Here is a 10,087-nt window from a genome sequence, read left to right on the forward strand (position 1 = left end):
TTCTATAACAATGAGCGTTATCAAGAAAAACTAAACGGCTTAAGTCCATTAGAATATAGGACTCAAGCCGCTTAGAGCATTTTTATTATTTCCACTGTCTACTTGACTGGGAGCAGTTCAAAATCTTACAAGGTGCTATTTTTAGGCAATCTTAATGCCCCATTGCATCACTATATTTTCCTGTGATTTTTTCAATTTCTACTTCGAATAGTTCTGTTTTAGGAAGGGCAGGATACCCACCTTTTTCAAAAGTCCAATTAGGATCGCCGTATTTTTTCCATAGACAATCATAAAACCATACTTTTTTCTCATCATCTTCTATATGTTTAATCGTTCCAAAAATGACTGCACTTGTATAGCCTAGTGCAGATTGACATGCATATTTTTTTCCAGGTACGATTTCGCCCATTTCACTTATTTCGATACAAACGCGAGGATTGTTTTTTACGTTTGACCAGAAATGACTTTCACGTAAATTTCCTATATGTACATATAGTTTTGTGCCTTCCTCATACACAAACACAAAAGGAATCACATATGGATAACCATCTTCACTAACCGTAGCTACGTGCGCTACTTTTGCATGCTTAATAAAGTGATATGCTTCTTGCTCTGAAATTTCGCGTCTTTTATTGTTTATTGTTCCTCTCATTAATAACACTCTCCCTTCCATAATATATATTCTAAATACTTCTTTTAATTCCTCTATTTTTGTATACTTTTTTCTAGATTCTTAAATGATTTATCATTATATTTAAAACATATTCTTAGCTTTATTTATAAAAAACGAAGAATGTGATAGAATTAATTTAGTAAACAAACTAGGGGGTAAATGTAATGGCTAGCAATGCATTAAAAAAAGATGCTAAAATCTCTCCAGAACGTGTAGATGAAGCATTATCAATTCGTGACCGCTTAATTATCGAATTATTAGTAAGCGTACTTGATGAAAAGTTAGTTATTGAACGTCATATCTTAAAAGAACGTTTAGCAAACCTTGTTGAACTTGCAGATTATGACGGAGAGTTAAAAGAAACTCTTCACGGTATTGTAGCTAAAATGTAATAATTAAAGGAGGCTTATTTTTTTAGCCTCCTTTTTTTTGGTCATATTACTTGTGGACAAACATACACTTTCAACATACATACTACTAGAGGAGGATGTTATGTTAGAAAGTGCACTTTTATATATGGTTATTCTAAGAATTATCTCCGGAAGCATTGAAATTACGGCAGCTGGTCTCATGTATAAGTTTCAATCATTAGAAAAAGCGCTTGCGATCAACTCGATGCTCGCCCTTGTTGGACCAACAATTTTAATTATTACAACTGGTATTGGCATTGCAGGAATAAGTGAGAAAATTTCCTTTTTAAAAATGATTTGTTTGTTTAGTGGGGTTGTATTAATCTTGATTAGCCTAAAAATAAAATAATTATTTAAACCAGCCTTGCCGTCTAAAATAAAGTAACATTGCAACTCCAATAATAAACATCAATGTAAGGGATAAAAAATACCCATATTTCCATTCTAGTTCGGGAATATTTTCAAAGTTCATCCCATATATCCCAGCAATGAACGTTAGTGGTGCAAATATGGATGTAATAATGGTTAATAGTTTCATGACATTATTTGTCTGATGTGAGTTTAATGATAAATAACTATCTCGAATGTCTGAGGTAACTTCTCGGTTAGTCATGACCATCTCAGATAATTTCAACAGATGGTCATAGATATCCGAAAAGTATTCCCTTCTTTCACCCACACGATTTAAGTTTAAATGATGGGAATTTAACATACGATATAGTAAATCACGCATGGGATTGATTGTATGCAGTAAATTTAATAACATATTACGGGTTTCAAATAATTCATTCATTAGATGATTCATTGACTTCGTATTTTCAATCATTTTTTCTAACTCGTCTTCAATTTTATAAATAATAGGGAAATAATTGTCCACAATTTTATCTAAAATCTCATAAAAAACATAATAGGTATCACAATCAGCTACAGACTCCATAGACAACAGATGATTCCAAACTTTTGATACTTCAAGGGATGGGACTTTGTGGAACGTAACAATACAGCTTTCACCTACAAAAAAATCCAGCTCATCTTTAATAATCGTCTTATCTTCTTCCCGTACGATATGTGTTACATAATAAGTATAGTTTTTATAATAATCGAGCTTTGGCCTTTGAAATTCCTGCACACAATCCTCCACCGCTAAAGGATGAAAGTGAAAAGTATCTGTAAGATGTTTAATCTCCTCTTCTGTAGGTTCACTAAAATCCACCCAAAACCATTTATAATCAGATAACACCGCATTATCAATTGACGTATTTTTATCTAAACGATTATCTTTAGTTATTCCAATAAAATTTATCATCGGCTAATATCCTTCTTAGTCGTTATATCATAAAAGGATTATCCATTTTATAAGCATGAATAAACCAGTGAATCGCCTCATGTAATTTATGTGGCGCTTTTGTAGATATTTGGTGTCGTTCATTTTCAAAAAGGACCAGTTCTTTATTCGGTAATTTACCGTTTAAAATTGATACATAAAGTTATGTATCTGACAAAAGAGCGGATATATAAGAATATCGGCTCTCCCTTCCCCTTTACTTCATTATTTAGTTCGACACCATCACCCATTATTTTTAAACTTATACTTGCCACTTCAATTATCTCAACTAGTTATACAAACCCTAATACTACTACAAAGTTTTAGCCAAATTGATTATTTTTAAGCATTGGTAGATTTCGTCATTTAATCTCTAGAATAATTTACACTTTTAAAGCAATACTTTTTGGGAAGGGAGGAGTATTAATGTATTTTTATAAAGAAGATTTAATCAACATGATTGTTCCAGATAAACCCGATCCAGCAGCTGCAAAAGTATTACAAGAAGCATTGGGTGGTCGCTTTGGCGAAATGCGCACAATGATGCAGTTCTCATTCCAAAGTGCAAACTTTAGAGGAAAAGCAAAACAATATCGTGATTTAATTCGTGGGGTCTTTTTAGAAGAAATAAGCCATGTAGAGCTTGTCCAAACAACAATTAACCAATTATTAAATGGTGCAGGCGATTATGGTGTTGGAAGTACTGGTGTAGACCAAGCCCCACTAGATGAAGCGATTAAACATGCAAACCCTCACCACTTCATCATGGGTGCACAAAGTTCGTTACCAGTTGATGCAGCAGGTAATCCATGGATGGGGAATTATGTATATAGCCACGGAAATTTAGTGGCTGATTTACTCGATAACCTTGTACTCGAATCGACTGGAGTTCTTCAAAAAACAAGAATTTATGAAATGAGCTCTAATAAAACATTTAGGGAAACATTAGCTTTTTTAATCGTACGTGACAATGCGCACCAAAATGCTTTTGCTAAAGCTTTAGAGACGCTAGGTGTAGACTGGGCAAAATTATTCCCTGTTCCTAACTATGACATTAATAAATATCCTGAATGCCGTAAATATGTAGATATGGGCTTCCATAACGCATTCTTCAACTTCCGTTTGGATCCTACTAGTGTGGGAGAAATCTTTAACGGTGTATCTCCAAGTCGAAACGGCGGACAATTACAAGTAGTCGATCCACCAACACCACATCCAATTCCTGACCTACCTGAAATGCCAAATGAACATAGCCCTGGATTATGGGATTTAAATAATTAGGTAGAAAAAGTGCTAGCCAAATGTAAATTTGACTAGCACTTTTTAAGATTAAGAAATCGGTTGGATTAACTTTTTCTGATTTCTTTTAACTGGATCTAACCGTCTCTCTATGATGCCTAGTATAATGTCAGCTAAAATAGCCATTAGAGCTGTTGGTAGTGCACCTGCTAAAATAATAGCCGTTCCATCCGTTGCATTCGTACCTCGAATGATGATGTCACCAAGGCCACCTGCTCCAATAAAGGCACCGATTGCTGTAATACCTATCGCCACAACTAGCGCAATACGTATACCAGTTATGATAACCGATAGTGAAAGTGGAAGTTCCACCATATATAACACTTGAGCTTTCGTCATCCCCATACCGCGCCCAGCATCCGTAACACTTTTATTAATGTTTTTAATGCCAACATACGTATTTTTAATTACTGGTAATAGAGAATACAAAAACACCGTTGCAATAACTGTAGACTTTCCTAGCCCTAGTACGAGCATAATGATTGCCATTAAAGCTAGCGCAGGTATCGTTTGTATAATATTTGCAATCGTCATTACTACTTTAGATAGTTTGCCATATTTAGCAATTAATATCCCCAGTGGAATACCGATAAGAGCTGCTAATAGGACACCGTAAATTGAAATTAAAAAGTGATCAAAAAATTGACTAAAGACATATAAACTATTTTCTTTCATGTAGAAGAAAAATTGTTCAACTGTCGACATTTGCGTCATATCTTGCATTACTTTTCACCTCCAGAAAAGTAATTATGTTCAACTAAAAATTGTTCAGCGACTACTGCTGGTTCAATTAAGTTATTATCCGCTAAAAAATTCAACTTTTGCATTGTTTCTGTGGAAATTTGACCAACAAGACGATTAATTGCTTCACGTACTTCTGGTTTTTCTTCCAATAAAGCAGTATCAGCAAAAGGACTTGCATCATATGGAGGGAAGAAATTTAAATCGTCTTCCAACACGACTAAATCATATGAGGCAATACGGCCATCTGTTGTATACCCTAACACAACATCTAACTCTCTAGAATTGACGGCTTCATAAACTAAACCAATTTGCATCGGATATGTTCTAGCAAAGTCAAATCCATATGCTTCTACAAATGCTTTATAGCCATCCCCTTCACGATTCATCCAAGAAGTATCCACTCCTGCTTCAAGTTCACTTGCAACATCCGCTAAATCACTAACTTTTTTCAAGTTATATTTATTCGCTGTTTCTCTCGACACCATAAACGCATATGTGTTTTCAAATCCGTACGAATCAAAGAACGTTTGTTGGAAACGGTCAGCAAAAGCCTGTTGGACGAATGCTAATGCTTTTTCGGGGTCTTTGATTGGTTCTGCTTGTAGTGCCCCTGTTAAATCAGTTCCTGTATAACGAACCGCAGAAATGTTGGCATCCCCATTAACCATTGCTTGATGAACTACTGTACTAGAACCAAGGTTATTGATAATCTCTACCTTTTCGTCTGAATAATGTTCAATCATATACTTCATCATATAAGCTAAAATTTGCCCTTCTGTTGTTACAACAGACGCAATTTTTAGTTCATCGCTATTTTTACTTGTTGTTAAGTTACATGCACTAACTAGTAGTGTCATAACAAGAACAATTACAATTAAAAGTTTCTTTCTCATGATGTACGCCCTCCTTCTAAACGAAGACCTTTTGGCGTTACAAATTTTTCTAGCTTCCCTAAAATAAAGTCTGCTAAAAGTGCAAGTAATGTAACAATAATTGCTCCACCTAAAATTAACTCAGTTTGATATAAGTTAAGACCGTTAAATATAAAGTCTCCTAATCCACCCGCTCCAATATAAGAAGCTAATGTTGCCCATGAAATGACATAGACAGCAGATAAACGAATTCCTGACATAATAACTGGTATTGCAAGAGGCAATTCTACTAGAATAATAGATTGCAAGTTCGTCATCCCCATCGCAATGCCGGCACCTTTTGTATTTTCATTTACAGAACGCATACCAATAAACGTATTATTTAATATTGGTAGCAGTGAATATATACATAACGCAATCACTGCCGGTACTTTACCTACACCAAAGAATGGAATCATGAGCGCTAATAAAGCAAGCGAAGGAACGGTTTGTAAAACACTAGTAATATTCAACACAATTTTTGATAACCACTTTGTTTTCGATAATATAATCCCAAGTGGGACGGCACAAAGTACACCTAATAAAAGAGCAATCATTGAGATATAAAAGTGTTCCCATGTTTTTAGTAGTATTTCAGAGCTATTTTCAATGAAAAATGCGATCATTGCGCAATCAGCTCCTCTATTACTGCGATACCAGCTGCCTCTTCTTTTGTTGCTGCAGCAGGTTCTTCATCTCCCCAAATTGTGTCATAGACGATATCAACAATATTGGCACGTGTAACTAAACCGACTAATCGGTGCTCCTCATCAACCACAGGGATATTTTTTAAGTTACGCTTTAAAATTCTACGAACAGAATCTTGCAATTTCGAACCTGTCTTCACGTAGAATACATCTTTCTCATAAACTTCAGAAATACTCTTCATCGTTCTACGTGCGCCAGTAAAGCCTTCTACATCTAAATATCCTTGTAGTCGATTGTCGCCATCTGTTACAAATAACGTGTCAACGCGCTTTTCAACCATTAATCGAATGGCTTCATCAATACTCTTTTCAATCGTAATGGAGATTGGTTTTATCATTACTTCATCAACGGTTTTCACATTTGGCTTTTGTTGAATAAGTCGATGTGATCCGATAAATTCTTTAACAAAATCATTAGCTGGATTTGCTAGTATATTATCCGGTGTATCAAATTGAATGAGTTTTCCTTCATGCATAATCGCAATTCGATCAGCTAATTTGATCGCCTCATCCATATCGTGGGTAACGAAAATAATCGTTTTATTTAAACGTAGTTGAATGTCTTTGATAAGATCTTGTAGGGTATCACGGGTAATCGGGTCAAGAGCACCAAAAGGTTCATCCATTAAAATAATGTCTTGATTCGCTGCAAGAGCTCGTAAAACACCAATTCTTTGCTGCTGACCACCTGAAAGTTGTGATGGGTAAAAGTCTAAATAGGATGGTGGTAAATTGACAAGTTCGATTAAACGGCGGGCCGTCTCATCTTTCTTTTCTTTTGACCATTTTAATAAATGTGGAACGAGCGTAATATTATCACGAATCGTCATATGTGGCATTAAACCTATTTGTTGAATTACATAACCGATACTCCTTCGTAAAGTAACAGCATTCATTTTAGTGATATCTTTACCATTTAACATCATTTTTCCGCTTGTAGGCTCGACCATGCGATTAATCATTCGAAGTGCGGTGGTTTTCCCACTACCACTTGTTCCGATAAATGCAATAAATTCCCCCTGTTGTATTTCGAGATTTAATTGATCAACTGCAACTTTTCCACCTCGATATATTTTTGTTAAATTTTCAATCTGTAACATGCTTCTCACTCCTCCCTTATAATTTTATCTGGATTCTACATCCAATTTAAAGGGAAAACCATTTTGCAATATGTAAATGTGACAATTTAATGAACTTTTAGTGTAATTTTTATGGCAAACCTCCTATCTTTTTTATTAAATTTATCCATTGTTAACCCTTGGGAATACAGTCTTTAATGCAGAAGTGAAAAACAGTTTTACTGACTTAATTATCAGAAAATTTAAATTTTTATAGACTTGACATAAAAACACTGTTTTAAAGCGAAAAGTAAGCAAAATGTAGAAGTATATTAGGTAAATAAAGAAACAAAAGGGTACCCAAAAATCTTTGGATACCCTTAGAAATAACTTTTTGAAAGAATTGTTATGTTGAAGCACAATCACCAGTATTTTCTCAAAATAGGTTTTCAAACGGACTCATTACTTTGTGATATTACTCTCAACGATAAATTTTAATCTGTTTAAATTATTGTGCCAGAACTGTTCGTAATATGCTAACCAATCTTTTAACTCTTCTAATGGTTCAGGTTGTAAATGGTAGATTTTCTCTCGCCCATTTTTTTCTCCGCGCACAAGTCCTGCTTCAGATAAAACATTTAAATGCTTCACCACAGCAGTTCTAGTTATGTCAAAATGCGACGATATTTCAGCAATGGATTGTTTTCGTAATGATAATAAATAGAGGATATCTCTACGGTTTGGATCTGCTATTGCTTGAAACACGTCATACTTTGCCAATTTTTCAGTCATTATCCTTCAACCAGATTTTTTAGTTTTTGAATAATGCCACTCCAACCTAAATCCATTGTTTTACGAATTTCAGTGTTTGGTCGGCCAGCTTTAGGAACAATTGCTCCGTTTTCTTTCCAACCACCGTGAACTAATGTAAATTCCGTTTCTCCGTCAATTTCTTCTAGTAAAAACGAAACGATCCAACCATCAGTATCCCATTGGAATACCAATTTTTTTGGTTCATCAATTTCAATCACTTTACATGGTGAAGGCCCGAAAGGAGATTGAATTGTGAACTCATGTCCCTCTTCTAATTTAAAGTCACTAGGCATAAACCATTGTGAGATTGCTTCAGCAGTCGATACGTATTCCCAAACTTTTTGAATTGGTGCTTGAATCATCACCTTTTGAATAATGTCTGGTAATACTTTTTGTTCGTTTGTCATTATAGTTGCTCCTTAATAGTTGCTTGATTACCTCGATATTATATATAACCAAACGGTGTTATGTCAAACATAAGAAAAGCGGAGATCGCTCTTCCTTTTATCATGTAGATTAAGCGGAATTAGTGCTATGAAAAACAATTGTATATTTATTAGTTGTCTTCATACGCAGCGTGCCATCTCTGCATGCATTCCTTATATCACAAAAATAATGATTGCATATATCAACGGAAATAACGTCAATATATAGCCATATTTACTTAAACTTCTTATGAATAAAAATACGACTCCTATTAACCAAAGCGCGATGAAAATAAGATCAATATAATATTCAACCTCTAAACTTCCATGTTCCAATAAAGGGATTGAAATGAAAAAGGCGAAAACCCCGGTCCATAAAATATGGATAATTCTGTATATTTTAAGCATCATGAGTACCTCCTTTTAATTACAGACGTATAAATACGAATAAAGATTCTTAAAATATTATTCCCTAATAATGTATTTCAATCAGTAATTGGAGATACTTTTGCTTTATACTTTTCTACTAGTCTACCAAATTGGGAAGCTAAAATTTGTTGGAATAGCATACCGAATACAACTGGCATAACAACTTTCGCAGGAAAGTAAGTGCTTGCAATGACCACTCCTACTGCGATATTTCGCATCCCACCCGTGAAAACGACCGTTGTGACAATACTTGGGTCCTTAAAAAGAAAATGACCAATTACAAAACACATGGCGTACCCTGATGCTGCTAAAAATAATACAACCATTATAATCCCGAAGATATCCCATGTTATGTTTTTTAAAAATGGAGCAATTGCACTACTATTAATCATAACAATTAAAAATAAACTTAATTTCTGGAATGGGGCTAATGGTTTTCCTACCGTTTTATTTATTTTGCCTTTTGTCCATTCATTTAGTAATACAGCAGCAAAAGACGGTAAAACAATCATCCACAATAAATCTAGCATGATAGATATTGTATCAATTTCAATCGTTTGTCCTACAACTACTTTAGATAATAATGGAATAACAATTGGTGAAAGCATTGTATCGATTAAAATAATGGATAAACATAATGGCAAATGCCCTTTACAAATACTTACCCAAATAAAACTTGTTACTCCAGTTGGTACTGCTACAGATAATACAAATCCGATTGTTAATAGATGGTCATGAAATAATACAGATGAAACAAGATACGCCCAAATCGGCATTAAGATATGTAAAAAAGCAATGGTAATTAAAATAACCCAAGGATATTTTGTAAAGCTTCTTAATCCTTGAAAATTCATACTTAAACTACCGGCAAATGTCATAAATGCAAAAAGCCAAGGTACTAAAAAAAGTAAATGTCCGCCTAAATCCTCAAGAAATACCCCTATAACTAAACTAAGCGGTGTTAATATTGGCATCATTCTTTGAAGATATTGGTTTATTTTATCTAGCATTAGAAGCCTTCTTTCTGTTCTTTCTATTTACACTATACACCGAATTTCACTCATTGTTGTAGTGTAAATAAAAAAAGAGTCTTTTGAAGACTGAACTGAACCCTGAATAGTGGACACTTTAAAAAAAGTGGACCTATTCGGGGTTTTACTATTTTCAGAGTGGAGAAACCCCGTTATACTAACTTTACGAATTATGAACGGGAGAACATCATGAGTAACATTATTTTTAACGAACATCAACGCAGCCTAATTGAAATGAATCCAAATGTCACATCAGTATCTGA

At 34.4% G+C, this 10,087-nt stretch carries 13 protein-coding genes; 4 read left to right on the forward strand and 9 right to left on the reverse strand.

What is annotated here, in order from left to right:
• A partial coding sequence (locus D8M03_RS18120) for an IS3 family transposase (protein ID WP_147404837.1) occupies positions 1-75 on the forward strand: 75 nt, incomplete at its 5' end.
• Positions 76-151: 76 nt separating this feature from the next.
• Here D8M03_RS18120 and D8M03_RS16490 read toward each other — a convergent pair.
• Positions 152-652, reverse strand: coding sequence for a pyridoxamine 5'-phosphate oxidase family protein (locus D8M03_RS16490; protein WP_121215893.1), 501 nt, complete (start codon positions 650-652; stop codon positions 152-154).
• Positions 653-837: 185 nt separating this feature from the next.
• On the opposite strand from D8M03_RS16490, the gene D8M03_RS16495 reads away from it, so the two are divergent.
• Together D8M03_RS16495 and D8M03_RS16500 are read left to right on the forward strand one after the other, a co-directional pair.
• Entirely contained in the window at positions 838-1,065 is a 228-nt protein-coding gene (locus D8M03_RS16495) for a phosphate-starvation-inducible protein PsiE (RefSeq protein ID WP_121215894.1), read from the forward strand.
• A gap of 100 nt (positions 1,066-1,165) precedes the next feature.
• Positions 1,166-1,432 (forward strand): YqhV family protein, encoded by a 267-nt coding sequence (locus D8M03_RS16500; RefSeq protein WP_245987662.1) that lies wholly within the window; start codon positions 1,166-1,168, stop codon positions 1,430-1,432.
• Here D8M03_RS16500 and corA read toward each other — a convergent pair whose 3' ends face one another.
• Positions 1,433-2,389 carry a magnesium/cobalt transporter CorA gene (corA, locus tag D8M03_RS16505; RefSeq protein WP_121215895.1) on the reverse strand — a complete coding sequence of 319 codons (957 nt, stop codon included), beginning with the start codon at positions 2,387-2,389 and terminating at the stop codon, positions 1,433-1,435.
• A gap of 444 nt (positions 2,390-2,833) precedes the next feature.
• Between corA and D8M03_RS16510 the strand changes: the two genes are divergently transcribed.
• Positions 2,834-3,688: a manganese catalase family protein gene (locus D8M03_RS16510; protein WP_121215896.1), complete on the forward strand. Its 855-nt coding sequence runs from the start codon at positions 2,834-2,836 to the stop codon at positions 3,686-3,688.
• A gap of 48 nt (positions 3,689-3,736) precedes the next feature.
• On the opposite strand, the gene D8M03_RS16515 is transcribed toward D8M03_RS16510, so the two are convergent.
• The 7 genes from D8M03_RS16515 to D8M03_RS16550 all read right to left on the reverse strand — a co-directional run bounded on the left by D8M03_RS16515 (position 3,737) and on the right by D8M03_RS16550 (position 9,803).
• Entirely contained in the window at positions 3,737-4,429 is a 693-nt protein-coding gene (locus D8M03_RS16515) for an ABC transporter permease (protein WP_121215897.1), read from the reverse strand.
• Positions 4,429-5,343 (reverse strand): osmoprotectant ABC transporter substrate-binding protein, encoded by a 915-nt coding sequence (locus D8M03_RS16520; RefSeq protein WP_121215898.1) that lies wholly within the window; start codon positions 5,341-5,343, stop codon positions 4,429-4,431. Before D8M03_RS16520 ends, D8M03_RS16515 begins: the two co-directional genes overlap by 1 nt.
• Complete coding sequence (locus tag D8M03_RS16525; protein WP_121215899.1) at positions 5,340-5,987, reverse strand: ABC transporter permease; 648 nt, start codon at positions 5,985-5,987, stop codon at positions 5,340-5,342. The genes D8M03_RS16520 and D8M03_RS16525 overlap by 4 nt, the downstream gene beginning before the upstream one ends.
• Positions 5,984-7,168, reverse strand: a complete 1,185-nt coding sequence (locus tag D8M03_RS16530; RefSeq protein WP_121215900.1) for a betaine/proline/choline family ABC transporter ATP-binding protein — start codon at positions 7,166-7,168, stop codon at positions 5,984-5,986. Before D8M03_RS16530 ends, D8M03_RS16525 begins: the two co-directional genes overlap by 4 nt.
• Before the next feature lie 420 nt (positions 7,169-7,588).
• Positions 7,589-7,918 carry an ArsR/SmtB family transcription factor gene (locus tag D8M03_RS16535; protein WP_121215901.1) on the reverse strand — a complete coding sequence of 110 codons (330 nt, stop codon included), beginning with the start codon at positions 7,916-7,918 and terminating at the stop codon, positions 7,589-7,591.
• The gene (locus D8M03_RS16540) at positions 7,918-8,346 is read right to left on the reverse strand and encodes an SRPBCC family protein (RefSeq protein ID WP_121215902.1); all 429 of its coding nucleotides are present in this window, start codon (positions 8,344-8,346) and stop codon (positions 7,918-7,920) included. Before D8M03_RS16540 ends, D8M03_RS16535 begins: the two co-directional genes overlap by 1 nt.
• 503 nt (positions 8,347-8,849) lie before the next feature.
• The gene (locus tag D8M03_RS16550) at positions 8,850-9,803 is read right to left on the reverse strand and encodes a bile acid:sodium symporter family protein (protein WP_121215904.1); all 954 of its coding nucleotides are present in this window, start codon (positions 9,801-9,803) and stop codon (positions 8,850-8,852) included.
• Positions 9,804-10,087 lie beyond the last annotated feature (284 nt).

The sequence above is a fragment of the Ureibacillus endophyticus genome, from assembly GCF_003628435.1.
GTDB lineage: Bacteria > Bacillota > Bacilli > Bacillales_A > Planococcaceae > Ureibacillus > Ureibacillus endophyticus.

What these genes read in the sequence shown, in the direction of transcription:
- D8M03_RS16535 (WP_121215901.1), bottom strand. Translation starts at nt 7,918, where the DNA reads ATGACTGAAAAATTGGCAAAGTATGACGTGTTTCAAGCAATAGCAGAT.
- D8M03_RS16540 (WP_121215902.1), bottom strand. Translation starts at nt 8,346, where the DNA reads ATGACAAACGAACAAAAAGTATTACCAGACATTATTCAAAAGGTGATG.
- D8M03_RS16525 (WP_121215899.1), bottom strand. Translation starts at nt 5,987, where the DNA reads ATGATCGCATTTTTCATTGAAAATAGCTCTGAAATACTACTAAAAACA.
- D8M03_RS16530 (WP_121215900.1), bottom strand. Translation starts at nt 7,168, where the DNA reads ATGTTACAGATTGAAAATTTAACAAAAATATATCGAGGTGGAAAAGTT.
- corA (WP_121215895.1), bottom strand. Translation starts at nt 2,389, where the DNA reads ATGATAAATTTTATTGGAATAACTAAAGATAATCGTTTAGATAAAAAT.
- D8M03_RS16500 (WP_245987662.1), top strand. Translation starts at nt 1,166, where the DNA reads ATGTTAGAAAGTGCACTTTTATATATGGTTATTCTAAGAATTATCTCC.
- D8M03_RS16490 (WP_121215893.1), bottom strand. Translation starts at nt 652, where the DNA reads ATGAGAGGAACAATAAACAATAAAAGACGCGAAATTTCAGAGCAAGAA.
- D8M03_RS16510 (WP_121215896.1), top strand. Translation starts at nt 2,834, where the DNA reads ATGTATTTTTATAAAGAAGATTTAATCAACATGATTGTTCCAGATAAA.
- D8M03_RS16550 (WP_121215904.1), bottom strand. Translation starts at nt 9,803, where the DNA reads ATGCTAGATAAAATAAACCAATATCTTCAAAGAATGATGCCAATATTA.
- D8M03_RS16515 (WP_121215897.1), bottom strand. Translation starts at nt 4,429, where the DNA reads ATGCAAGATATGACGCAAATGTCGACAGTTGAACAATTTTTCTTCTAC.
- D8M03_RS16495 (WP_121215894.1), top strand. Translation starts at nt 838, where the DNA reads ATGGCTAGCAATGCATTAAAAAAAGATGCTAAAATCTCTCCAGAACGT.
- D8M03_RS16520 (WP_121215898.1), bottom strand. Translation starts at nt 5,343, where the DNA reads ATGAGAAAGAAACTTTTAATTGTAATTGTTCTTGTTATGACACTACTA.